The organism is Halopelagius inordinatus (assembly GCF_900113245.1).
Classification (GTDB): domain Archaea; phylum Halobacteriota; class Halobacteria; order Halobacteriales; family Haloferacaceae; genus Halopelagius; species Halopelagius inordinatus.
The window spans coordinates 147,053-172,759 of record NZ_FOOQ01000003.1; the positions used below are offsets into that span (position 1 = coordinate 147,053).

Annotated in this window: 16 protein-coding genes; 7 read left to right on the forward strand and 9 right to left on the reverse strand. The window is 64.4% G+C overall.

Annotation, left to right across the window (positions count from 1 at the left end; all coding sequences use genetic code 11):
* Window positions 1–126: 126 nt before the first annotated feature.
* Window positions 127–1,578, reverse strand: a complete 1,452-nt coding sequence (locus tag BM167_RS18805; protein WP_143095512.1) for a hypothetical protein — start codon at window positions 1,576–1,578, stop codon at window positions 127–129.
* A 274-nt stretch (window positions 1,579–1,852) separates the two neighbouring features.
* Here BM167_RS18805 and BM167_RS13355 point away from each other — a divergent pair, with 274 nt between their 5' ends.
* Entirely contained in the window at window positions 1,853–2,452 is a 600-nt protein-coding gene (locus BM167_RS13355) for a DUF7553 family protein (protein ID WP_092893220.1), read from the forward strand.
* A 165-nt stretch (window positions 2,453–2,617) separates the two neighbouring features.
* On the opposite strand, the gene BM167_RS13360 is transcribed toward BM167_RS13355, so the two are convergent.
* The 5 genes from BM167_RS13360 to BM167_RS13380 all read right to left on the reverse strand — a co-directional run bounded on the left by BM167_RS13360 (window position 2,618) and on the right by BM167_RS13380 (window position 11,011).
* Window positions 2,618–3,124: a universal stress protein gene (locus BM167_RS13360; protein WP_092893221.1), complete on the reverse strand. Its 507-nt coding sequence runs from the start codon at window positions 3,122–3,124 to the stop codon at window positions 2,618–2,620.
* Between the two features lie 424 nt (window positions 3,125–3,548).
* Window positions 3,549–6,770 carry an N-6 DNA methylase family protein gene (locus BM167_RS13365; protein WP_092893222.1) on the reverse strand — a complete coding sequence of 1,074 codons (3,222 nt, stop codon included), beginning with the start codon at window positions 6,768–6,770 and terminating at the stop codon, window positions 3,549–3,551.
* A gap of 56 nt (window positions 6,771–6,826) precedes the next feature.
* Window positions 6,827–8,047 (reverse strand): glycoside hydrolase family protein, encoded by a 1,221-nt coding sequence (locus BM167_RS13370; RefSeq protein WP_092893223.1) that lies wholly within the window; start codon window positions 8,045–8,047, stop codon window positions 6,827–6,829.
* Between the two features lie 160 nt (window positions 8,048–8,207).
* Window positions 8,208–9,425: a polysaccharide deacetylase family protein gene (locus BM167_RS13375; protein ID WP_143095513.1), complete on the reverse strand. Its 1,218-nt coding sequence runs from the start codon at window positions 9,423–9,425 to the stop codon at window positions 8,208–8,210.
* A 230-nt stretch (window positions 9,426–9,655) separates the two neighbouring features.
* Window positions 9,656–11,011 carry a polysaccharide deacetylase family protein gene (locus tag BM167_RS13380; RefSeq protein ID WP_143095514.1) on the reverse strand — a complete coding sequence of 452 codons (1,356 nt, stop codon included), beginning with the start codon at window positions 11,009–11,011 and terminating at the stop codon, window positions 9,656–9,658.
* 328 nt (window positions 11,012–11,339) lie between these two features.
* On the opposite strand from BM167_RS13380, the gene BM167_RS13385 reads away from it, so the two are divergent.
* The 3 genes from BM167_RS13385 (at window position 11,340) to BM167_RS13395 (ending at window position 17,449) form a co-directional block, all read left to right on the forward strand.
* Entirely contained in the window at window positions 11,340–12,683 is a 1,344-nt protein-coding gene (locus tag BM167_RS13385; protein WP_218153801.1) for a YyaL domain-containing protein, read from the forward strand.
* Window positions 12,684–12,881: 198 nt separating this feature from the next.
* Window positions 12,882–14,360 carry a right-handed parallel beta-helix repeat-containing protein gene (locus tag BM167_RS13390; protein WP_092893227.1) on the forward strand — a complete coding sequence of 493 codons (1,479 nt, stop codon included), beginning with the start codon at window positions 12,882–12,884 and terminating at the stop codon, window positions 14,358–14,360.
* A 242-nt stretch (window positions 14,361–14,602) separates the two neighbouring features.
* Entirely contained in the window at window positions 14,603–17,449 is a 2,847-nt protein-coding gene (locus tag BM167_RS13395) for an autotransporter outer membrane beta-barrel domain-containing protein (protein WP_092893228.1), read from the forward strand.
* Between the two features lie 44 nt (window positions 17,450–17,493).
* On the opposite strand, the gene BM167_RS13400 is transcribed toward BM167_RS13395, so the two are convergent.
* On the reverse strand, window positions 17,494–18,459 hold the full coding sequence (locus BM167_RS13400) for a hypothetical protein (protein ID WP_092893229.1): 966 nt from the start codon (window positions 18,457–18,459) through the stop codon (window positions 17,494–17,496).
* 236 nt (window positions 18,460–18,695) lie between these two features.
* Here BM167_RS13400 and BM167_RS13405 point away from each other — a divergent pair, with 236 nt between their 5' ends.
* Window positions 18,696–20,462 carry an asparagine synthase-related protein gene (locus BM167_RS13405; protein WP_177213373.1) on the forward strand — a complete coding sequence of 589 codons (1,767 nt, stop codon included), beginning with the start codon at window positions 18,696–18,698 and terminating at the stop codon, window positions 20,460–20,462.
* Window positions 20,463–20,546: 84 nt separating this feature from the next.
* Here BM167_RS13405 and BM167_RS13410 read toward each other — a convergent pair whose 3' ends face one another.
* On the reverse strand, window positions 20,547–21,512 hold the full coding sequence (locus BM167_RS13410; protein WP_092893231.1) for a glycosyltransferase family 2 protein: 966 nt from the start codon (window positions 21,510–21,512) through the stop codon (window positions 20,547–20,549).
* A 357-nt stretch (window positions 21,513–21,869) separates the two neighbouring features.
* Here BM167_RS13410 and BM167_RS13415 point away from each other — a divergent pair, with 357 nt between their 5' ends.
* A complete protein-coding gene (locus BM167_RS13415; protein ID WP_177213374.1) occupies window positions 21,870–22,874 on the forward strand; it encodes a DUF1616 domain-containing protein in 1,005 nt (334 codons plus the stop codon).
* Window positions 22,875–23,000: 126 nt separating this feature from the next.
* On the opposite strand, the gene BM167_RS13420 is transcribed toward BM167_RS13415, so the two are convergent.
* Window positions 23,001–23,273, reverse strand: coding sequence for a hypothetical protein (locus tag BM167_RS13420; RefSeq protein WP_092893233.1), 273 nt, complete (start codon window positions 23,271–23,273; stop codon window positions 23,001–23,003).
* Window positions 23,274–23,722: 449 nt separating this feature from the next.
* Between BM167_RS13420 and BM167_RS13425 the strand changes: the two genes are divergently transcribed.
* Complete coding sequence (locus BM167_RS13425; RefSeq protein ID WP_092893234.1) at window positions 23,723–25,588, forward strand: hypothetical protein; 1,866 nt, start codon at window positions 23,723–23,725, stop codon at window positions 25,586–25,588.
* Window positions 25,589–25,707 lie beyond the last annotated feature (119 nt).

Here is a 25,707-nt window from a genome sequence, read left to right on the forward strand (position 1 = left end):
CGCACTTGGATACTACGGCTATCGGCGGGGTCGTTCACTCCGCTCTCCGTTCCCGACGGCACAGCGAGCGCTCACGGGGACGAGCGACGAAAGAAAAACGAGAGTAATCGACCGACTGAGCGAAGTTTACGTCGTCCGCGAACCCGACTCCGGCGTCGTCGAGACGTAGACGTGGTCGTCGGTGATGCTCGTCACGTTCTCGGCTTCGACGGGGTAGATATCCTCGTCGTCGTCGTCGCTCCAACCGAGGGAGTCGGCGATTTTCTCGGTCAGCGAGTGGTCGGGTTCCACGTAGAGGGTGCCGCCCCGCACTTCCTTGACTTGCCCGACGTCCTCGCCGTCTTGGTCGACCACCTTCTTCCCCTCGTCTCGGTCCGAGGGCCCTCGTTCCGGCGTCGCGTTGACGCTGTCGTCGGGACGTTGTTCGGACCCGCCTTCGGTGGACCCGACCATGCCCTCGACGGAGCCTTCGGACTCGGTCATCCCCGCGCTGGAATCGTCGGTGAGGCCATCGTCCGTGCCGGTGATGCCTTCCTCCGTGCGGTCGGAGCCGGTTATCCCTTCGCGGGAGTCGCCAGTCGCGCCCGCGTCGGCATCCTCGTGGGCCTCTTGGGCGACGAGGAGGTCGGACTCGAACTCGTAGTCGGAGACGACTTCACTCGAGAGTTCCGTCTCTCGGACGCTCGTCGATTCGAGCGTCTCGCCCTCGGTGAACGTGCCGGTGAGGAGTTTCTGGACGGTGATTTCCTCTTCGACCATCGTCTTGACCGGCAGTTGGGTTCGGACGACTGCGCCCTCTTGGAACTCGCTGCGGATGTCTCCGTGTTCGATTATCTCGTTTGCTCCCACGTCGGAACCGAAGAGACCGCTCTCGAGCACCGAGCGCTGGACGTGTTCGGTGTCGACGTTGGCCTCGAACTGGTCGGACGCGACGGTGTCGGTCTCTGCGGCGTCCGTATCGACGATTCGGCTCTCGACGACCAGTTCTTCGGTTCGTTCCTTCGTGAGCAACCACTCCTCGTCGAGGGTGGCTTCGACGGCGACGTCCTCGTTCCGCGGGACACTCGCGTCGTAGCGGTTCACGTCGAAGTCGTCGGAGTCTATCGTCTCGGGGTCGTCTACGATGAGTCCGAACTCGACGACGTCGCGGTCGATGAGTTCCGCCTCGACGACGTTCTCGTCGATGACGTGTCGGTCGACGACTTCGTTCTCTATCGTCGCCTCCTCGACTATCGTTCGCTCGACGACTTTCGTCTCGGTGACTTCGCTCGTCACCGTCTCACCTTCGAGGAGAGCCTCCTCGAAGCCTTCGCTCTCGACTGTAGCGTGCGTCTCCGCCTCGTCGCGGTCGATGACGTCGAAGTCGCCGTCGCCGTGATAGATGACGACGCGATCCGACTCTTCGAGTTCGCGACCGAAGTCCTCCCACGTCAGTTTCTCGTGGGTGTCTTCGACGTCCTGTTCGGGAACGATTCGGAGTTGGTTCGACTCGCCTTCGACGCCCGAGTAGCGGACCGGGATGGCGTCGCGGTCGTTCTCGTCGATCCACCCGCGAATCGTGTCGTGGTCTCGTGTCATTCGACTCTGTCGGTCGATATCGTTTTCTCTAGACATGAGGCGTTCACGTGCATCTTCGCGTCGAACTCCCTTATGCGCGGGGGCCGAATCGCGAATTATCGCGCGTTTCAAACCTCCTACCGGTAAGATTTCGCGTTCGAATACGAAGACGAGACGGCACCGAAACGCGACGAAGAGAATCGGAGGGCGGCGAAACAGGGAGTGTTGACCCGCCCCCGCGAGACGTGTGACAGAGAGCCACAAGAGATACCTGCGTCACCGAACACCCGGAGTAATGATGGCGAACGTGTCCCGGCTTATCGACATCGGAGACAACCTCAAACGAGCGCGCGAGGAGACGGACGGCGATATCGACGAGGAACTCGACGCCGTCCAAGCGCAGTTACCGGAGTTCAGCGACCGAACGCGGGCGGACGAGGAGGATACGCTCGACACCATCGACGACCACCTCGAAACGTTGGAGACGCGGACCGACGGGGCCGCGACGGAGGAGATACGCGCCGCCCGCAGTCGGATTCGCGCCGTCGGAAACTCGCAGACCGGAGCGGCAGACAGCGTTTCCGTCATCGACGCGGAGACGAGATACGCGGACGCCGGGACGGACCGAATCGAAGGAGAGACGGGCGGAGACGAAGTCGAGTTCTGGGTGGTGCTCGAAAACGAGGGCGAAGAACGGCGGGTCACCGTCGAGATACCGTTCTACCGCGACGAGCAAGAGGTAGCGCGGGTCAGAGGCGAGTCGGTGCGCCTCGGTTCGAGCGAACAGGAGACGGTCACGCTCATCACCGAGGTTCCCGACGGGGCGGAGTACTACGCCGTCGATATCGGCACCACCGAGGCGGGAGACGGCCCCTCGTCAGGAGAGGAGCGATGACCGGACGACGGCGGGAGCAACGCGAACGCATCCGCGCCGACGGTACCCGACTTCGGCGCGAAGCGACTGGTGGTACGACAGAGTAGTCGTCCACGGGCGGTTCGAGGGGGGTGCCGCGGGGGGTGGGCCAAGGCGGTGGGTCTGTCGCCCTCCCGAAAAGGACCGCTACAGCTGAACGGGATTACAGACCGTGAGGACGGGTATGTCCGTCCACTGGAGAACGTGAAGGAGGTTCCCGCCGATGTTCGACGGGCCGTCTATCTTCTGTCGTCCTTTGCCCATCACGATCATGTCGATATCGTGTTCGTCGGCGTAGTCTAAAATGGCCTCTGCGACCGATTCCGTCCGTATCTCGCGGACGAACGGAACGCCGCGCGATTCCGCACGGTCGGCCATCTGCGTGAGTGCGGCGTCGCCCTGCCGTTCGAGTTCTTCTCGGACCAAGGAGTCAATCTCCTCGTGCGTGTACTCGCTGCTGTCGGACGGAGGGCCGTTGAGTACGCTCGACGATTCGACGGCGTACAGACCGTGCACCGTCGAACCCGCCATCTGCGCGATTCTGAAAGCGTGGCCCGCGGCCGCGACTGATTCCTTTCTCGTGTCGTGTGGGACGAGGATGTTGTCGAGGGACGTGGGACGTACTGGGGAGTCATCCGCATCGCTCGTAGGCATCGGTCCGTAAGTTGTCCGCTCTCGTGCATAAACTGCAGGGCTGTATATACCGTATATAACGTATATTCGCTAGGTACTGTGGCGAGCGGATAAATAAAAGTATTCGTAATAACTCCCCTCCCTCGTTCGCGACACAGAATCCGCGTGAATTCGCCATTCTGCCAGTATGAACGCTCAATCGGATCGAGTCGAGAACCACGTGAAAATCTCAAAAATTTTAGAATTTCTGGGATTTTTAGAATTCTGTACTACAGCTCTTGGTAAGAGCGAATAGGATTTTTGATTCTGCGGCTCTACTCTTCCGTGGTGGCCAAATATCCAATGAGAAATATTTGAAACGGCTTCGCCACATCCCACCAAACGAACCGGGCGAAACTGATCGAAGGCGGACCCCGAGACGCACCGACGACAGGAACCGACGGCGTCACGGACGGAGCGACGACCATCCGCCGACGCTCTCCATCGCCGACCGGACGGCGTCCAGTTGGTCGTCGGACAGGCCGACGATGTCCGCCACCCGACGGTCGATCCGGTCGTCGAGTCGACGGGCGCGGTCGGTCAGAGACGAGTGGCGGTCGCGGGCGGCGAGATACCGAGCCATCGCTTCGGCGTGTTTCGACGGGTCGGGAACGCAGAGCGAACGGAGTCGCGCCGCGGGCGTCGTTCGAGGACTCCGTCCGACGCGGCGCAGTCCGGTCGCCCGACGGTCCGTCACCGACGCGTCGGAGACGGCGGAAAGCCACGCCCGGAGAACCGTCCGGACGTCATCGGAGACGTCCGCGAATCGGAGTGCGTCGCGCGGCGTCGTCGTCTCGCCGTCGCGTTCGTACGAGACGGAGACGACGGCGTCCGACCCCTCCGTCCGGACGTGAATCGAGTCGATTCGGAGTCCGGGCGTCGTCCCCCGGTGGGCCGACAGAAGCGGGTCTGCGGCGGGCGTCGGGTCGAAGGCGTCGAGAGGGACGTCCGCGTCCTCGAACGCGGCGTACGAACGGGCGTCCGTATCGAGTGCGAGTCGCGTCCGGGCGAGTTCGACGCGCGATTCGACCAACCCGACCAGTTCCGCGTCCGTCTCGCCCGACCAGACGGGAAGCGTCTCGTAGTTTCGCTGGTTCTGTTGGGGGAACTGCGCGGGGTAGGCGTTCCGCCGGACGTAGTGGTAGTAGTTGTACACGGTCGAGTTGACCACGCCGAGGAGGTGTCGCAACGCGGTCTCGGGGTCGTCGTGGTCGACGTGCACGTCGTACACCGATTTGAGGTTCGTCGTCCCAGTCTCGTCCACGGCGGCGACGAGAAATCCGCCGGTCTGTCGCGCGACCAGTTTCGGCGGGTCGTAGACGTCTTTCGTCACCGCCTCGGCGTCGACGTACCGGACGGCGTCGGGGCGGATTCCGTACGGACGGACGGCCGCCCCCGAGACGATGGGGACGCGACCCTCGTCCGGCGCGTCGGCGATTCGGTCGTCGCGCTTGCCGAACTCCTCGCCGCGCGCCACCGACGCGCGCGTGGAAACGGCGTCGAGTCGTTCGAGTCGGCGGAAGAGGGCGTCCGCCTCGTCGTCGCGGAGGAGTTGAAACCGAGCGTAGCGCTCGGATTCGATCACCGACCGCGGGAGGCATCCGTAGTCGAACTCCCCCGTCGCCGCCGCCTCGGCGAACGCCTCGGCGTCGCCGTACCACGACAGAATCGGGTCCCGGCCCTCGGGCGCGCCGACGACGATTGCCGCGCCCTCGTTCGCGTCCGGGAACACGGACCCGACGCGGAGGAGATGAGTGACCCCGCCCTCGCGGAGGAGATATCGGCGGAGGGGTTCGGCGCCGAGGCGGACGAGAATGGCGTCGGGGACGACGAATCCGAGACGCCCCTCCGGGGCGAGTTCGCGCCCGCGTTCGAGAAACGCCTCGGCGAGATTCGGTTGAGAACCGCCCGCGGACTCGAACGACTCGCGGAGCGACGACCGAACGTCGTCGGAGAGTCGAGCGCTGACGTCCGACCGACCGGCGGTTCCCTTCCACGGCGGGTTTCCGACGACGGCGTCGAATCCGACGGGGTCGCCGGACGTCTCGAAGACCGACGGAAACAGGTCCGACGCCGAATCGAGGAGCGAATCACCGGTGACCAGTCGGCCCGAGAGAGGGGGACGAACCGACCGACCGTCACCTTCGCCGAGCGTCTCCGCCCAGAGCGTCAGTTTCGCGATATCGGTCGCCCGCGAGTCTCGGTCCACGCCGTAGACGCAGTCGGAGGCGATTCGGGCGCGAACCTGCGCGCCCGATTCGACCGGTTCGCCCCGTTCTCTCGCCGTTTCTCGAACCGCGTCGGCGAGACGGTCGGTCGCGGCGACGAGGAAGTGTCCGGTCCCCATCGCCGGGTCGAGAATCCGCGCCTCGCGGACGCGTTCTTCGAGTTTCGCGGCGTTCGCGGAAGAGTCGAGTTCGCCGCGCGCCTCGGCCGCGAGTGGGCGGACCGTTCGACCGACGACGTACGAGACGACGGAGTCCGGCGTGTAGAACGACCCCTCGTCCTTTCGCCGACCGGCGGCCGAGGGGGACGAACCGCCAGCAGACGAGTCGTCGGTGAACGCACCGCGCGCGAGGAGGCGTTCGTAAACCGCGCCGAGGTGACGCGCGTCGACCGACCGGTAGTCGACGCCGACGACCGAACCGCCAGCCGGAACCACCGCGAGGAGTTCGGCCACCCGGACGGGGTCCGTGGCGTCCGCTATCCGGACGAGTTCGTCGCGGGACGCCGAGAGTACCGAGAGGCGTTCCGGCAGGTCGAACGCGTCAGTCGGGTCCGCCCGCGCGGCGGCCCGCATCCACCGACGGAACGTCTCGACGTGCGGACGGGCGAGTACCTCTCCCGGCGGCGTTTCCTCCGTCTCCGCGACGGCGTTTCGGAGTGCCCGCCGGGCGGCGGCGAGTTCTCCCGTTTCGACGAGCGCGGACCGTCCCGTCCGGTCGGCGACGAACAGGTCGAACGCGAGGCGAGCGACGAACGCCGCCGCGGGCGCGACGGGGTCGGAGTCCGACGCGGTGAAGACGGCAGTCGCGGTTCGGTCGCCGAGTCGTTCGCGGACCGCGCTTCGACGCTCCTCGTCCGCAGAGAGGAGGGCGGCGGCGAAACTCGCGTCGCTCTCGTCCGTCTCGCCGTCCGCCCGCGCGAACGCCCCGCGGGAGAACAGGGCCACGAACGGTTCGAGGGCGTCCGGGGCGGCGTCCGCGCGGGCGGAGACGTCCACCTCGTGATACCGCTCTTCGTCGGGCGTCCCCCCGTAGAGTCGCCAGTATCGGCCGTCCGTCGAGACGCCCCAGTCGGGGCCGTCGTCGGAGACGAGACGCGAGACGAGGCGTCGCGTCGGTTCGTCGCGTCCGTGCGGCGCGAGTTCGTCGGGAGCGACGCTCTCGAACGTGACGGGTCGGTCGCAGTCGGACGCGTCGGCGACCTCCTCGTACCCGAGGAGACGGCGAATCTCCTCGACCGCACCCCTCCGAGTCGGTCGCTCGACCGCTTCTGAGACGCGGTCCGCAGTCCGTCGGAGTTCGTCGCCGTCGCACCGGGATTCGACCGCCGCCGGGAGGTCGACCCCGAGGGTAGCGGGCGAAAACAGCGGGTTCGGGGCGGTCGAACGGCGACGGCGGGACATCGGATACGGACAATCGCCTCGCCGTCGCACAAAAACCTAGGCGTCGAGCGACGCCGTCAGCGCGCGTCGTCGGCCAGTTCCGTCGGCGGGCGGGCGTCGCGTTCGACCGCCAACTCGGAGTCTTCGACGACGAGCGTCGAGAGCGCGACGCACATCCAGCCTTGACTCCAGCGGATGTACGGCGTCTTGTCGGTGAGCACTCGGCCGACGCGGCGGTAGAAGTAGCCCGACGGGTCGTAGAGATGTTCCATCGTCCACTCGTACAGGCGCGTCGCGACGCCGTCGGCCGCCGGGTCGTCAGACTTCGTCAGCGTGATGAGCGCTTGCGCGGCGGCGTGGGCGTCGTACGGGTGCGATTGGTCGTGTTCGAACTTCGGCGCGCCGTCGGCCTCGAAGAGGTGCCGACAGTAAAACTCCATTCCCCTGTCGTACGCCTCGCGCGCGTCCTCTGTGGCGTAGTCGGACTCGACGAGTTCCTGCAGGCTCTCTAAGACGAAGCCGGTGTGGAAGTTGTCGTGACTGAGATGCGAGTCCGAGGCGGGCATCGAGTAGTACCACGCTCCGCTCTCGTCTTGGGCGAAGAGGACGAACTCGAAGAGGTCGAGTGCCCGTTCGCGCAGGTCGGCGTCGTCGGTGAACGTGGAGAGTCGAAGGAAGAACGCGGCGGCCAACGCGTTCGCGTTGATGACGACGAAGGAGTCGTAGGGAGTGTATGTGTACGCGTCGAACCCCTCGACGGATTCGACGTTTATCTCCGAGCGGATGAACTCCGCGGCGTCGCGGGCGACGTCGAGCGACCACTCCTCTCCGGTCAGTTCGTGGTGTTCGAGGAACGCGCGGCCGCAGAACACCGTCACGACGATGGAGGGGTGGTACGCGGGGAGGAAAAAGCGGCGGGCGTTCTGCCAGTCGAAGTTGTACCCCCACGCAGACTGGTCCGTCGTCGGCGACGTGTTCTCCATCAGCCACTTCAGGAGTCTCTCCGCTTCGCGGAGGTGCGACTCGTCCCCGGTGACCGAGTACAGTCTGAGATGCGCCGAGGCGAACAGCCCCATACCCTTCGGATTTCGTTCGGCGTCGATGCCGAGGAGGGGACGGATGTTGACGGGAGATTTGTTCACGCCGTGCATGGCGACGAGTCGGGTGAGCCAGTTCGTCGCGAACGGAGAGAGAATCGGGCTGTTCAGTCCGTCGTAGGGGTCGTACCCGGCGTACTTGCGGTCCTTCGCCCAAGAGAGGGCGGTCTCGCACGTCTCGCGGGGGGTCATCTCGGTCATGGATTAGTTCGTCGTCCCACTCTCGCACGTCGAGGATATTTGTTAAGCTGCACAAACTACCCCGTAGTCCACCGAGAGCGCGTTCGCGGAGCGGCGCGAGTCGGTTATTCGGGTTCTAACGGAGGCTGAACGAACCCGCGCGTCCGCGACGTGGGTCGAATCAGGCGCGGGGCGACTGCTCCTCCCAGAGGTCGGACGCGGTCGCCACGCGGAACCCGAGTTCGTCGATTCGTCGCATCGTCCGCTCGAACTCCGCCGTCGTTATCCGGTTCCCACCCGCGCCGATGGTGTGGTACATGATGGCCACGGACTGGCGAGAACGCTTCGCCATCTCCAGCATCTGGAGCGTCGTCTCCACGTCGTCGCCGTTGACTCGGCTGATCGTCTGAGGACCGGTGATGCGTCCGCTCGGGCATCTCCCGCCGAGAAAGCCCATGTAGTGGTACTTCGCGCCCAGATCGAGGGTGGCTTCGTCGGCCCGGCCTAACGGCCAGAGGATGAACCGCGCGCCGTCCTCGAAGCCGTTGTCGACGAGCCACTGCTTCGACGTTCGCAGCATCTCCTCTTGTTTCTCCACCGAGTACGCCGGCAGGGCCTTCTCGCCCTGCGGGTGGCTGACGACGTCCCACCCGGCGTCTCGCATCTCGGCGAGTCGGTCCGCGCCGAGTCGGACGGGTTCGTCGGTGAGCCACGGAATCACCCCCGCGACCCCCGGGAAGCCGTACTTCTGCATAATCGGGAAGGCGTTCTCGTACTGCGTCGTGTGGATGTCGTCGAAGGTGAGGACCACGGTGGGTTCAGACAGTTTCGGCGTCGTCCGCAGTTCGTCGACGTTGCAGGAGACGGCCGTCCCGCCGCCGACCCACGTCTGGATGCGCACCTCTCGGACGTCGGTGAGGTCGGGGTCGCCCACGAACTCCGTGGGGCCGAAGTCGAGTCGCACCCATCCGCGGACGCCGCCGACCGGATGCCACATCTCGACGCGGTTGTCTCGGTCCGGCGCGAGCAACTGCACGCGGAACTGCGTGGCTCGAGTGTCGTCCTCGCCGGGGTGAACCGCGAGCGAGAGGTCCCGGTCGCTCAGGTCGAGACCGTCCTCGAACCGACGGCAGATCCACGCACGCGGTTGGTCTTTCGTCGCGACGAGACGCGCGGACTGCACCCCCTTGTTCACCGTCGAGAGGTCGGCACCGATGGACCCGTCGTACGTCTCCCACCGCGAGAGGTCCTCGAAGCCATCGAGGCGCGTCCCTCGACAGCCAAGCGCCTCGCGACTGTCGAACTCGACGACGAGGGGGTCGTCGGAGTCGCGAATCTCGGGCGTCTCACACCGGTCGGTTGCCGTCTCGTTCGTCTCCTGTCTTGCCGGTTGGTCCACGATCGGCTCCGGCGTCGGTTCGCTGCTCGCTCCGGTACAACCGGCGAGACCAGCCAACGCGAATGCGGCGCTTCCGAGGACCGAACGACGCGAGAGGAGCCGTGACGCAGGGGACCTGTTGTCGTCCATCAGTTACTTCTTTGACAGACTGTCAGTTTGTTATAAGTAGGATAAACAGAACGAACGGCGCGACGTGAACGGACGCGGCGGTTCGCCGCCGCGAGTCGGCGTCACACCTCCGGCGACTGCATCTCCCAGAGTTCGGACGGAGTCACGACCTGGAATCCGAGTCTGTCGAGTCGCCGCATCGTCCGGTTGAACTGCTCGATGGAGGCTCTGTTGTCGTAGGCGTATCCGACGGTGTGGTACTCGATGACGACGGACTGACCGCTTCGCTCGGCCAGTTCGAGCGTTCGGAACGTCCGCTCTACGTCGTCGCCGTCGACGCGAGTGACCGTCTGGGGGCCGGTGATACGTCCGGTCGGCGACCCCCCGCCGAGAAAGCCGAGATAGTGATACTTCGCACCGACGTCGAGCGTCGTCTCGTCCAGTCGTCCCTCCGGCCAGTGGACGAACCGCGCGCCCTCCTCGAACCCCTTGTCCACGAGCCACTGCTTTGCGGTCCGAATCGCCGCCTCCTGTTCCTCGCGCGTGTACTCCGAAAGCGGGCGGTTCCGGGCGGGGTTGCTCACGACGTCCCACCCGGCGTCTCGCATCTCGGAGAGTCTGCCGACGCTGAGGCTGTCGGTTCCGCCGACGAGTTCGGGAGTCACCCCGACGGACCCCGAGAACCCGTACCGATCCATGATCTGGAACGCGTTTCGGTACTGCGTCTCGTGGATGCCGTCGAAGGTGACGACGGCGACGGGGTCGGATACTTTCGGCGTCGTCCGCAGTTCGTCGACGTTACACGAGAGCGTCCGCCCCTCTTGCGGGAGCGACTTGATTCGAATCTCTCGGACGTCGGTGAGGTCGGGGTCGCCCACGAACTCCGTGGGGCCGAAGTCGAGTCGAACCCACCCGCCGACGTCGTCGATGCCGTGCCACATCTCGACGCGGTTGTCTCGGTCCGGCGCGAGCAGTTGCAGGCGAATCTCCACCGATCGAGTGTCGTCCGCGCCGGGGTGAACCGCGAGCGAGAGGTCCCGGTCGCTCAGGTCGAGACCGTCCTCGAACCGGCGATAGATCCACGCGAGCGACTGGTCTTCCGACGCGACGAGACGCGCGGACTGCGTCCCGCGAGACACCGTCGAGAGGTCGGCACCGGTAGACCCGTCGTACGTCTCCCACCGCGAGAGGTCCTCGAAGCCGTCGAGGCGCGTCCCTCGACAGCCAAGCGCCTCGCGACTGTCGAACTCGACGACGAGAGGGTCGTCGGAGTCGCGCATCTCGGGCGTCTCACACCGGTCTGTCGGCGGGTCGTCCGTCTCCTCTTCGGTGGGCCGGTCCACGACGGGAGTGGGGTCCGTCTCGTCGCGCCCCCCGAGACATCCGGGAAGTCCCGCGAACGCGACGGCACTCGTCCCGAGAACGGCCCGACGAGAGGTGGGCAGAGACCGGCGCGACGGCGGCGTATCCTCGTCCATCGTTCGCTCCGACACCACTATCAGATTTTGTTATTATTCTATTAAGTCGAAACAAATTCGCGGCGGCGCGCCGAGACGGGACGGCACCGAGGCGTCCGGGTCAGAACCGAAAGAGGGCGGGTCGAACCGGAGAGCGTCGATTACAGCGCCCATAACCGCACGGAGGCCTCCGGTCGGGCGGCGGGCGACGGCGGGCGCAAAGAGAGCGACGGCGGGGCTTCCGAGACGCCGAGTCGCCGGTCATACGCTGTATAACAAAGTCCCGATACTCAGTCTCTGCATGCGAAGACGACGTCGAGCGAGTCGCTCGGCGAGGACACCCTCATACATGAACACGTCATCAGATATCGTGCAATCGCTCACCGAATCGCTCCGAGAGCGTCGACAGCGTCGGCGCGAACGGGGGCACAGACTCTCTATGGACGCGCGGCGCAGCGCCGACGACCGGGAGTTCGTCGTCGGATTACTCGAGGATACACTCGCGTACGCGAGAGCCCGCGACTACACCGGTCCGGACCGCTTCGACGGGACGAGAAGTGGGCTTCTGCGGGCGCTCCCCATCGAGAGCGAGTGGGCCGACGTCGCCGTCCGAGAAGGCATCGAACGCGCGCCCGTGAACCTCCGACCGCTGTTCCTCGTCGAAGAGACCCAAAGCTTCGAGGGAACCGCGCTGTTCGCGATGGCGAACCGGACCACCCACCGGTCCACCAGCGACGGTCTGTACGCGGACGAGGCGGACTACCTCGCGGATTGGCTCCTGGAAAACCGAGACGAGGGGTACAGCGGCTTCTGCGGGGGCCGTCGTCGTCCGGTCCAACAGCGAGGCGAGTTCGACGGCGCCGACACGCCCAACGTCGTTTCCACCGCCTACGCCGTGAAGGCCCTCTGTCGGTTCGCCAGCCGAGACGACCGGTACGCCGAGGCGGCCCGGTCGGCCGCGGAGTTCCTTCTCGAGGACCTGCGGTTCAAACAGAAAGACGACGGAGCGCGAATCGTCTACCGGCCGGGGTACGACGGCGAGTACTACTCGCTCGGCGGCGGTGCGGTCGGCGCGCACCTCCTCTTGGACCTCTACGACCGGTTCGGCGAGGAGGCGTACCGAGAACGCGCCGCGGCACTTCTGGACTACATCGCCGAACGACAGACCGATTCCGGCGGGTGGAACGACCGCGTCCCGGCGTCGGCCTCCGACCGTTCGGCGAGTAGCTACCACAACGGCCTCATCGTCGAGTCGTATCTGCGGTATCACGAGGTCACCGGCGAGGAACGCTACGCCGACACGGTAGACGAGGCGCTTCGGTTCTACCGCGAGGTGCTTTTCGAACCCGACGGCGCGCCGAACAGGAGCGACTCCGCTCGGTACCCGAGAGATATCCACGCCGCGGCACAGGGCATCGTCGTCTTCTCGAAGTCGGGACACACCGCGTTCGCGCGCCGCATCATCGACTGGACGCTGGCGAACCTCTACGGCGGACAGGGCCAGTTTTACTACCAGAAACGCCGGCTGTACACGAAGCAGTACACGCTGATGCGCGGGTGTCAGGGGTGGATGGCGTACGCCCTCTCGGAGTATCTCTCCGCGACGACGGGGTCGGAGTCCGGTAGCGGTACCGAACGGGGTTCAGTAGACGAGTCGAACGCAGTCGGAGTGTCCGATACGGATGGAATCTGAACGGCAGGTCGCTCGTCACGGCGGATTTATGTCGACCGTTACTGGCTGTGAGACCGGACGACGCGGTGGCTTGATGTATATGGGGTGATATATTGATTACTACCCCCGACGGGGAAACGGTTCGATGAGGTCCATATCCGAGATGGTGATTTACAGAGAAAATAACCATACCTGCAAGTGGGTAAGGTATCAATCAGAATGAATCGCCGCCAGTATCTCAAACTCTTCGGTGCGACAGCGACTGCCGGGGTGTTGGCAGGCTGTGGCGGCCAGGATACACCTACCGATTCACCGCCCACCGAAACCCCGACCGGGCCGGAGGAAAGCCCGGAGGGGCAGTCCCCGACCGAAACGGGGCCGTACGGATTCAACTTCGACACCGTCCTCGACGCCGTCGACGATCTCGGGATGGACCCGAACGGAAAGGAACCGATCGACGACGCGTTCCTCGGCTTCCTCAAGCGGAGTTCGACCCTGTTGGAGTTCCCGCCCGGACGCTACCGTTTCGAGAACCAGCACAAAGTCAAGAAGGCCAACACGCTCGGAATCCGCGGAACCGGGAAGAACAGACGGAAAGTAATCTTCTCGACGCCCTCGAAGAAGGCTCGTAAGTTCATCGTCGTCGAGAACGGGGGCAACGGCTTCCTGATGGAGAACGTCACGTTCGACCACGGTAGCGGCGCGGGGTCCATCGGGAACGTCCTCCGCTTGGACGACAACCTCCGCGTTCAGAACGTCGAACATATCGGGTTCAACCCCACCGACCAAAACGGGGCCGTAGACAACCTCAGCCCGCAGATACTGACGAAAGACGGGACGGCAATCGTAGACACGTTCGTGCGGACGGGGCCGACCGATATCGTCTCGCACGGCCACCTCGACGGAACCGCAAACGAGGGGAGCATCTGGCTGGGCGGGAAACACGTCGGGAAACTCGTCATCAGAAACAGCTTGTTGAAGAACACCGGGACGAACGCCATCTACTGTTCTCGCACGCCCGGCGCCGTCGAGGTCCGTAACTGTCGATTCGTCAACAACAACCAGGCCTCCCTCCGTATCGGTGGAAAGGGGGCGCTCGTCAAGAACTGCACGTTCGAGGTCAACACCAACAAGACTCCGAAGAACAACAAGGGGTCGCTGATAAACCCGAACTGCATCGTCTGGGAGACGGGCAACCTCGGCTTGACCGGCGGAACCATCGAGGGGTGCACGTTCAACTACGACGCGGCGCCGAGAGAGCGCGTCCTCTCTGCGATATGGGCCGACGGGTCCGCGGGCGCGTTCGAGGTTCGAGACTGCCGATTCTCCCTCAACATCCCGAACGCCAGAGCGATTCGCGCGGACAGCCCGAAGGACCCGCGTCTCGGCAACACGGCGGCGAAGCCGTGGAACGTCACGATGAAAAACATCGTCGTCGAGGGAGACATTCAGACGGGGCCGAAACCGCTCATCGAGATAGTCGGTCGGCCGAACTCGGTGCTCGCGAACTGTTGTCTCGCGGTCCCCGACGACGAGGGAATCGTCAAACTCGTCGGTTCGCCCGGGAGTTCGTTCCAGGACATCAACGTCACCGGCTCCGGAAACTGGTTGACCGGCAAGACAGACAAGTTGGTCACGAAGAACATCACGCGCGAGAGCGTCTGCACGAAATCGATGGAATCTGTCGGCGCGAACTGATTTCGCTCGGATATTTTCACGGAGTGATAATCCGACGTCCCGAGAGTTAATATGCTATTAAAAGCCCTCTATCGAGCATTTTCGGGGTTTTCAGACGCCCACATGGAACTATAGTTGGATTACGGTACATTCAGGAAAAAGTGATATTCGTGTATCTTTTGTTTTACTGGGCACCATATATACAGTTTTAGCGACTAATTTACGAAAAGCATATATTATAGAGGGGATGTTGGTCAGCCGGAATGGCAGAAGACACGGCTCACGCCGAGAAGGGGAACGGGGAAGACCGAAATCAGCAGTTAGACGGAAATAAATCGCTTCTTAAACGCCGAGACGCGCTACGGATGGGGGTTGCCGCGGCCGCAGTCGGGCTGACCGGGACGGGTGCGATGGCGGGGTCGGCCGCCGCCGCGACCGAGCGATACGGTATCTCGTTCGACCGCGTGGTGAACGCCGTCGACGACCTGGGTCTCGACCCGAACGGCAACGAACCGATCGACTCCGAGATAAGCCGAACCATCGACGAGGGGAACGTGCTCGTCGAGTTCCCGCCGGGCGAGTACTACTGGAAGGATACCGTCGCCGAGAGAGGGGTGGACAACTGGGGAATTCGCGGTCTGGGCGACGACCCGACCGACGTTCGGTTCGTCTCCGACAGGGGTGCCTCGAAGTTCCTCCTGAAGGCAAACGACGGGCGCGGCGTCCTCGTCGAGAACTTCGCTATCGACTACGGCTTCGACAAGAGGGGCAGTCTCGGGATGATCCTGCGTGCGGAAGGCTACGTCCGCCTGCAGGACGTCCACTACGTCGGCTTCAATCCGACGCAGGGCAACGGTGCGGTGGACAACCTGAGTCCGGAGGCCACCAGTTCGAGCGGTCGAGTGGTCGTCGACGGACTCGTCCGAAAGGGCCCGACCGACATCACTTCGCACGGCCACCTCGGCGGTGACGCCAACGAAGGCTGCATCTGGCTCGGCCGGAACCACGTCGGCGAGTTGGTCGTTCGGAACTCCCACATCGAGAACACCGGGACGAACGCAATCTACGCTCGCGCCGCACGCGGCGACGTGAAAGTCGAAGACTCGCTTTTCGTCAACAACAACCAGACGTCGCTCCGCATCGGCGGCGACGGTTGCCACGTCACGGGCTGCCGGTTCTTCCTCGACACGGATAACGCGAACGAGGACAACGGCGGCGAGCACATCAACCCCCACTGCATCACGTGGGAGACGGGCCGCAGAGGCGACAACGGCGGCTTCATCGAGGACTGCGACTTCATCTACAAATCCGCCCCGTCGAGGACGACGGCGGCGATTTGGGTGGACGGGTCTGCGGGCGAGATGGCTATCCGCAACAGCCGGTTCCAGATGGACGCCGACGGAATCGCGGCGATCCGTATAGACGACCCCCGAGACCCGCGCCTCGGAAACACCGGCGAGCGACCGTGGGGCGTCACGCTCGACGGCGTGAGCGTCACCGGGTCGTCCTCGGGTTCGGCACCGGCGATTCGCATCGACAACCGCGACGGGTCGCTCGTCCGAAACAGCTGTCTCCAGATGACGGGGAGTCGCGACGGCGTCTATCTCCGGAACTCGGACAACAGCGCGATCGAGAACACGAACATCAACGTCAACGGTCAGGCGACCATCTTCGACGGGTCGAGCGTCTCCACCTCGGGCATCACGAACTCCGACACCTGCCCGGTCCCGGACGACGAGTTCTCCGTCGGCGACGGGACGACTAATCAGTCGGACTACACGTCCGGGTCGTCGCTCCCGAACAACCTGACCGTCACGGGGACGGGGACGAAGACGAACTACGAGTTCTCGGCCGCCGGAAGCGTCGAAGAGAACGGCGACGTCGAATCGTGGGACGAAATCGACTCGGGAACCGTCTCCGGGTGGGTCACGACCGAAGGAAGCGCGGACGAGTACTCGTTTTCGGACGCCCTCGGCCCCGTCACGTTCCTCGAAGGGGAAGCCGACGTCACCGTCAACGGGACGGACGTCGTCGACCCCTCGACGCTCGTCGCAGACAGCGAGTGCGACCACACGCTCCAGATAGTGCCCGACGGAACGTCGACGAACTACCACCTCGAAGTCTCGGGCGACATCGTGGACCACCCGGGACTCGGTACGTCGCTGACGAAGTACGACTCGATGGACGGCGGCGTCCTCGACGGATGGGTGTCGTCCGACATCGACGCCGTGCAGTTCTCCGGTGAGGTCACCGCGTTCTCGTTCACCGAGGGCGGCGCGGCACTCTACCTCGACGGCGAATCCGTCGACCCCGCGGCACTCGTTTCCGAGACGGCGGACGAGAACACCTCCGACGGGAGCACCGATGACGGGACGTCGGACGGCAGTACGTCGGACGGAAGCACTGACGACGGCACCACCGATGACGGAACGTCGGACGGCAGTACGTCGGACGGAAGCACCGGCGACGGGAGTACGGACGATGGCACCACCGACGATGGCACGAGCACCACCAGCCACACGCTCCGGATAGCCCCCGACGGCACCCCGACGAACTACCACCTCGAAGTCTCGGGCGACATCTCCGACGACCCCGAAATCGGCACTTCCCTCTCGTCGTACGACTCTCTCGACGGGAACGTCCTCGAGGGATGGGTGACGAACGACGACGACGGCGTGCAGTTCACCGGCGAAGTGACCGCGTTCTCGTTCAACCAAGGGAGTGCGGAACTCTACCTGGACGGTGAACTCGTCGACTCCTCCGAACTCGTCACCAAGACGTCGAACGACGGAAGTACGGACGACGGCACGTCCGACGACTCCACCGCGGACGACGGGACGGAGACGGGACTCCCGAACGTCATCACGGTGGACGGGTCCGAGGCGAAGCGAGTCTCGGGCTACGAGATAACCGTGACCGGCGACCTGAAGCGAGACGCCGAAAACAGCGTCGCGGTCACCTCGTGGGACGACCTGGAAGACGACATCACCGAAAACACCGTCGTCGGCGTCGTCGACGAGGGTATCGACCGCTACCGCTTCTCGGGCGACATCGAATCGATGAACGTCAACGGGAAGGCGTCGCTCTCGTTCGAGGACAACGACGGGTAGTCCGCCCGAACCGAATTTTCGAGATCTTTTTTGGCCGCGCCGCGCTACAGATAGCCGAGACTCTCTAACCGGTCTTCGACGAGTTCGTCCGCGTCCTCTTCGCTCTCGCCGTCGTCCGCGGAGGCATCGTCCGGCGACGCCACGGATTCCGGATCCGGCGTCTCCACCTCGTCGCCCGCCGCACCGTGGTGAATCGTCTTGCGCGGCCCGTTCTCGAAGACGAGCCACGGCACCTTCGTCAGTTCCGTCGTGTAGATTCCCGGCGGGTGGCCGTACTCGCGACTCGGAATCGGCCACGAACGGTCGCCTATCATCTGCCCGTGGTCCGCCGAGACGACGGTCTTGCCCGAAAGCGCGTGCATGAGTCGTTCGACGTGCGGAAGCGCCACGTCGAGGTTCTCGCGGAACGCGCGCCAGAGAATCTCGTCGGAGAATCCGAACTTGTCCTCGAAGGCGGCATCCCACTCGAACGCCAGGTCGTCTAAGTCGAAGTGCGTCCGGCCAGTCTCGCCGACGAACGGGTAGTGCGGTTGCAGAAAGTGGACCAAGAGGCGCTTGTCGGGGTAGCGTTCGGCCGCCTCCTCGGCGTACTCGACGACAGTCTCGGGCATCACCGTGCGGTACTCGTCGTGCCACCCGCCTTCCTTCCAGACGTTGACGACGTCGTGAAACTGCGCGTCCAGTTCCTCGCGCTTTCTGTAGTACATCGGACTCGCGGTGACGTACACCGTATCGCGCAGGTCGCGGCCGGCGACGTTCGCCTCGAGGAACTCGCTGGTGTGGGCTCCCTTCGAGACGCGAGACTCCAGTCGGCCCGGTAGGTCGTGTTGGTCGCGGAACATGTCGTACCGGCACGCATCGAGGATGAGGAGGTTGTCCCAGTCCTCGGCGAAGACGTCGATACCGTCGTTGTGGCGTCGGTTACCGCGGGTGTGAACGACGCGGTTGGCTTCGCGGACGAGGAGATGGGGCGAATCCAGCCCCCGTTTCAGTTGCGAGAGAGAGTACATGCTGTGTGTCACGCGAGAAAACCCGCTCCGTGGACATTGTTATTAGAGTGATAATGGGTGCGGACGGCGACAGCGCCCGGATTCGGAGGCCTGGACGCCGACGCGACAGGTCGAGGGCGGTCGGTCGAACGCTATACTCCCCGCAGCAGTCCCGTACGACCCTTAGTTTCACTATAACGAATATCACGTGCGGAGACGAAACGACAACGCGCACGCGGTACGCGCGGTTCTCAACTATGACCGGACTCATCGGCGGAAACTACTCTGAATCGACGCTCCGCCGCCTCCTCGGGGAGACCCCGACGAAGGCGGAGAGCGAGACCGTGACGCTCTCTCGCGGCGACTACAGCCTCGGCGTCGAACACCTGAGTCAGAAAGACCCCGGCGGGTGGGAGACGTACGACGAAGACGGACTGACAGGAATCGTCTACGGGGCGGTTTCGAACCTCTCGACGCTCGACTGGGACGCCGGGGACCTGTTCGAACGCGCCTTCGAAAACCCCTCCGACACGCTTCCGGAGGTGGACGGCCCGTTCGCTCTCGCCTGCACCGACGGCGACCGACTCGTCGTCGCGACGGACAAACTCGGGACGCGGTCGATATACTACGCCGAGGACGGCGACGACTTCGTCTTCGGGTCGAACCTCAACGAAGTCGCAGAGACGCTCTCTGACCCGACCGTGGACGAACGCGCCGTCGGCGACCTGCTCGTCATCGGCCACGTCTGGGGCGACAAGACGCTGGTAGAGGAGGCGACGTTCCTCGATAGCGGGAGCACGCTGGAGTACGAGGGCGGCGACCCGCAGGTGCAGCGCTACTGGAACTTCGAGTTCGACACCCGGCCGAAGGCGTCGTTCAGCCGAAACCTCGCCGCCGCGTACCGGAGCGCGATGCGCGACTCGGCGGCGACGATGGAGGGGAGTTCGGTCGGTCTGTGGCTCTCCGGCGGCCTCGACAGTCGGACGATGGCGGCAGAACTGGGCCAACACGTCCCGGACATGACGACGTACACCTACGACGCCAACCCCGCGGGCGGCGGCAACCTCGAACTCGCGCGGGAAGTGGCGGGGACGCTCGGACTGAGCAACGAGGAGGTCGACCTCACGCCCGACTCGTTCGTCGAGAACTTCGAGGACGCGGTGACCATCGTGGACGGAATGCTCGGGTGGAACACGTTCCTCAACCTGACCTCGGTGTTCTCCGTCTCGGACCCGTCCGACCTGCTCATTGAGGCCTGCGGACAGGGCGGGATGATGGGCGACGGCATCGGACGCGCCTCCATCGAACTGAGCGACTCCCGCGAGGACGCCCTCTATCAGGCGAAACACCAGACCGACAAAGAGACCGTCTCGGAGATTCTCTCCGGCGACGTCGACTTAGAGAAGACGTACCGCGAGGAGGTCGGAAAGAGCGGACAGGACGGCTACGCCGAGACGGTGATGGACGCGTACTACCGCAACTACTTCCCCCGCGGCGACTTCGCGAGCAACAAACTCGTCCGCAGTCGCGCCGGGACGCGCGTCCCGTTCGCCCACGGGGAGTTCCTCCGTTCGGTGACGAAGATGCCCCTCGAAGACCGGGTGAAGTGGGTTCCCGGAACGAAAGGGAAGATTCCGTACGGGACGGCCCAAGGGAAACTCGACCTCACGCGCGAAATCGGACACGGGATGGAAGACATCCCGTACGAACGGACGAAGATGCCGCCGGAACGGCCCCTGTGGCAGCACGCGACCGGGTTCGTCGTGAGCACGTCGATTCAGCGCCTCCGCGGCACGACGGCCTACGGCGGCCGCCGGATGCAGAGCGTCTGGTCTATCTCCGACGACGACCTGCGAGAGCGTCTCGTCGGACTGATGGACGACGCGGCGGACCGCGAGTTCTTCGACGAAGACACCGTCCGCAGAATCACGGAAGAGCACTTCGAGACCCAAGAGCAAGACCACATCGGCGCGGTGTCCGGACTGACGACGGTCGAGCAGTGGCTTCAGTCGAACTACGACTGAACGCGGCGCTCCCGGGGTGAAATCCTGACTTCTCGAAGCGAAAAGGGCGAGAAAAGGACGACAGCACGGCCCGACAGGAGACGCTCAGGCCGAGACGCGACCAGAGAGCCAGCGTTTGGCGCGGCGCGCGGACCCGTACGTGAACGGGCCGCCGAGAGCCAACGCGAGGTAGCCGTACGTGGACACCTGCGTCGGGTCCCGGCGAATCGAGCGGACGAGGAGTCGCACCGAATCGCGGTAGTAACCGTTTCTGAGCGCCGAGAACCCGAGCGTCCGGTCGAAGTGAGCGAGGAACTCTCGGTGACAGTCGTCGCCGTACGACGCCGCGAGCGACCCGTGCTTCCCGACGATGAGGGGGACCGACTCGTCTCGCAGTTTCTCGAAATCGTCCGTAATCTGGTCGTGGTCGGTGACTCGCCTGACGACCAACGCCTCCGGCACGGAGGCGTATCGGGTGTGTTGCGAGAGGCGGATATGCCACTCGCGGTCCTGCAGACTGGGCAGTCGTTCGTCGGGATATCCCGCCGCCTCGAACACGTCGCGGCGGACCGCGAATCGAGAGAACGTCGCCGCCTGTAGGTGACCGCGGAGCAGTGCCTCGGTCACGTCGCCGCCGAACTCGGGGATGGTCTGTCCGATCTGTTCACCCTCGGCGTCGACGACGCGAACCCCGGTGGAGACGACGCCGACGTCCGGCCCGCCCGTCCGGAACGCCTCGACGACCCGTTCGAGCACCGTCTCAGTCCAGTAGTCGTCGTCGTCGAGGAACGCCACGATTTCGCCGTCGGTGGCGTCGATTCCGGTCCGCCGGGCGGCGTTGGCCCCTTGGTTCTCCTCGTGGCGGAGACATCGCCACGAGAGGCCGTCCAACGACGCGTCTTCGAGGGCCGGTTCGGCCGGTTCGGGCGAGTGGTCGTCGACGACGACGAGTTCGACGTTCGAGTACGTCTGCGCCGCGACGCTCTCTGCGGCGTCGGGGAGGTAGTCAGGTCGTCCGTACGTCGGGATGACGACGCTCACTTTGGGAGCGTACTCGGATGTCGCGTCCATCGGATGGATATTCGGGGACGCGGGTTTTGTTATAGGGAACGTTCCGCGCGTGCGAAGGGGTCGTCCCCGAAGAGTCAGACGGCCGAGGCGAACCCCGCGTCGGCAGGCACGGCATCTCGTTTCGGTCGCAGTCGGAGACTGCCGGACGAGCGGAGACGCCGGACGACGGCGGAATCGACTGCCGAACGGCCGAGGGACGCCCGACGGCGGAGACGTGGACGCGACGCCGGAGCCGGTCGAGAGGTAGTTTATTCTGAACGTAACAAAGAGACTACGAGACAGAGGGCAGGTAGTGACTCGCCACTCGACCACTCGACGAGCACCGTCGCTCGAAGCCGTTCGACAGGAGAGAGAACCGTGAGTCGAAAAGAACTCGCGGCGGACACGATACTGACGCTCGCCGCCGTCGCCGCAGTCGCGTTCGTGGTTACGTCGGGCATCGGGGGTCCGATACAGGTAGTCGCCGGCGCGTTCCTCGTGTTGTTCCTCCCGGGATACGCCGTCTCGACGCTGCTTTTCCCGGCTTCGGCGTCGACTCGGTCGGTCTCGGATCCGTCGCCGATGAACCGCAACAGAAGCTGGTACGTCGGCGGTAACGACGGCGACGGACCGACGCGGGCGGGTCTTCCGTTCCTCGAACGACTCGCGTTCGGGTTCGGACTCAGCGTCGCGTTCGTCCCCATCTTCGCCTTACTGCTCGACGTCGCTCTCTTCGACTACCAACAGACGGCTATCGTCGGTATCGCGACCGGAACGGCCACCGTGGCGACGCTTCTCGGCGCGGTTCGGCGCGCGCGGACGCCGGACAAAACGCGCTACGCCCTTCCTCTCCGAACGGCCGCCATCGAGGCTCGAACCGCGTTCGACGGGTCGAACGGTAACCGAGCGGTGAACGTCGCGCTGCTGTGTGCGGTAGTTCTCGCCGTCGGCGCGGTGACGTTCGGTCTCGTCGCGCCCGCCGACGGGTCGCAGTTCACGCAGGTGTCGCTTCTCACCGAACAGGACGACGGGTCGCTCACCGCCGGAAACTACCCCGATCAGTTCACCAACGGAACGTCCTCCGAGTTGGTTCTGCTCGTGGAGAACTACGAGCAAGAGCAGACGAAGTACACTGCCGTCGCCGAACTGCAACGCGTAGAGGGCGACAACGTGGTCGAGCGCGACGAGTTAAAGCGGGAGTCGCAGACGCTCGCGGCCGGCCAGTCGTGGCAGTACGGCCACCGGATAACCCCGACGATGCAGGGTGAGGACCTACAACTCGTCTACTACGTCTACCGCGGCGACGCGCCAGCCGACCCCAGCGAGGAGACGGCGTATCGCACCGTCAACATCTGGTTCAACGTGACCGCGGTCGGCGAATAATCGGGCGGGCGACTCGCACCCGCAGCACGTTTTTCGACGAACGAGCGTCGTCGGTGCGTTCTCCTCGACGTTCGACACTCCGCGACGGGTCCTCGACCCGAACGAGAGGTCCCGACTCGGGCGCGGTCAGTTTTCGGGTTCGTCGGTTCGAGAGTTCTCGCTCGGTTCGTCTGCGTCCTCCGGGAACTCCGCGTCGAGAAACGCGTCTCGGCTCGGAAGCGCCGCCACGTCGTCGTTGATGCCGCGGTAAGCGGCGGCATCGACCGTCTCGTTGAACGCGTTCGCCGACGGGTACTCGCGGAGCGTCAGCACCCGGCCGTCTTCTGTCAGGTAGACGATTTCAGTGGTCCCGTCGGGGTGGCTGTACTCGTCGCCTTCCATCGGCGTCTCGTCGGTCATGGCTCGACCGACTGCGGTTCGGTTGTCGCGCGGTCACGTCGCGAGAGAGTGAGTCGGCTCACTCCGGTACACGAGTTCATACCCCGACCGTACGATTCGAACCGTTATCGGTATTCTGTTCGACGGTCGGAGCGGTCGGTGGAGAATCGGGGGTCGAATTCGGGCGACGGCGGACAGAGGCGGACACATCGGTTGGAGAGTCACCGGAACCGTCGGAGAACCGCTGTTTCGACCGGACGAATTCGGTCGAGAAAGCGTCTCAATCGGTAGTTTATCCCAATCGACGGCGACGTAGGAGGCGTATTCTCCGTCGAGTGGTCGCGGTACGATAGCGTTACATCAAACATAACGATAGTAGCGGTTCTCCTCGTGCTACGTGTGAAATTCGTATCGACAGGGGAACGCACCACCGGGGTGGACAGACACGGTCGCTGTTCGCCCCCTGACCGATGAGTGCAACCCGGACGACTCGGTCGCAGTCGCAGACTGGAACTACCGACGCTCTGCATCTCGCACTCGTCGTCGGTTATCTCGCGTTAGCGGGCGCTGTTCTCTGGGCGAGAGTGAACCCCTCGCCCGGCTACGACGCATCGATATACACCTCGACGCCGCTTCTGTACTGGCTCGGCGCTCTCGTCGCCGTCGGAATCGGTCTCGGAACCGCGGTTTCCGGCGAGCGAGTCACGCGCGCTCTCGGCGTCGGACTCGCCGGGCTCACCATGATATCGTTCCTCGGTCTCCCGTTCCTACAGGGGATGTACTTCCACGGGTCCGGCGACGCGATGACCCACCTCGGATGGACGAAAGCGCTCGTCCAGACCGACTTCGGATTCGGAGACCTGATCTACCCGGGCGGGCACTCGCTCGCCGCCTTCCTCTCGCAGACGATGGGGGTATCGATTCGCCACGGGCTGATGTACGCGATGCTCACCATGTCGACGGTCACCCTCGTGTTCATCCCGCTTGCGGTGTGGGCCGTCGTGCGTGACGAACGCGCGGTCGGACTCGCGGTGTTCACCGGGATGCTCATGCTCTCTGTGAACAACATCAGTACCCACGCTCACTTCCACAGTTACACGCTGACGACGCTTTACTTCCCGTTCGTCCTCTATCTCACGTTCAAGCACGTCACCCGCGCCGCCGAGGACGACGCGCTTCCTGACTGGCTCTCGGCCGTGAGTCTCCTCTCGCCCGTCGCTCTCGGGGCCACCGTGTTCTACCACCCGCAGGTGGCCATCGACGTGCTCATTCTGTTGTTCACGATATTCGGCGTCGGGTACGTCCTGCGCCGTCGCAACGACGCGTCGACCGCCTTCGAGTATCGACTGCTCGCGGGGCAGGTGGTCGTCCTCGGGGTGATATTCGTCACGTGGGCGGTACAGCACCAGCACACGTTCATCTTCGCCCAGAACCTGACGGAGTCCGTCATCGGGTTCGCAGAGACCGGACAGGGCGCCGGAGACATCGCGCAAGACCGAAGCGAGTCGGCGGGGTCGCTGGGAATCAGCATCTGGGAACTGTTCGCCAAACTGTTCGGCATCTCGATGCTCTACATCATCCTGGCCAGCGGCCTCATCCTCGGAGAGGTGTTCGGAGGCGTTCGCGACCGAACCGACGACTCCGGGATTGCGGTGACCTATATCGGCTTTTCCGCGCTCACCCTCGGGCCGTTCTTCGCCGCGCAGTTCATCGGAAACGTCTCGTCGTACTTCTTCCGCCACCTGGGATTCGCGATGGTGTTGGTCGGCGTCCTCGGAGCCATCGCGCTGTACAAGCTAGCGGCGGAGTACGGGCCGCATCTGAGCGGAGGGGCCCGCGTCGCGAGCACCGTTCTCGCCATCTTGGTACTCACGGGGTCGCTCGTGGCGTTCTATCCGTCGCCGTACATCTATCTTCCCTCCTCGGAGACGCCGGAGTCGCAGTTCGTCGGCTACAACGCCACGTTCCAACACCGCGCCGAGGAAGTCCCGTTCGCGAAGGTTCGTTCCGGTCCGGAACGGTTCTCGGACGCGCTCAGCGCGGGAATTCCGGACCGCTTGATGTGGGGAATGTCCCAGGAGGAGTTCAACAGCATTGAGAACGTAACGAGATACCGCGGGAACAACCGGACCGACCATCCCGGATACTACCTCGTCGTCTCCGAACGCGACCGCGAACGCGAGACGGTGGGATACCACGGAATCCGCTATCAAAACGAGGACTTCGACCGGATAGACCAGCAGGTCACGCCGCGCATCTCCCGCGTCCAGACGAACGGCGACTACCGACTGTACTACGTCGACCAAGAGGGGCTTCCGCTCGAAGCGACGGGGTGAGACACGGCGTTACCGCGGTGGTAACGACGCGACTCGCACTCTCACCTAACTGACTGCGACGCTCCGCCGGTTCGCGGAACCGCCTCGACGCGGGCGATTGCGGCGTAACTACTCCATTA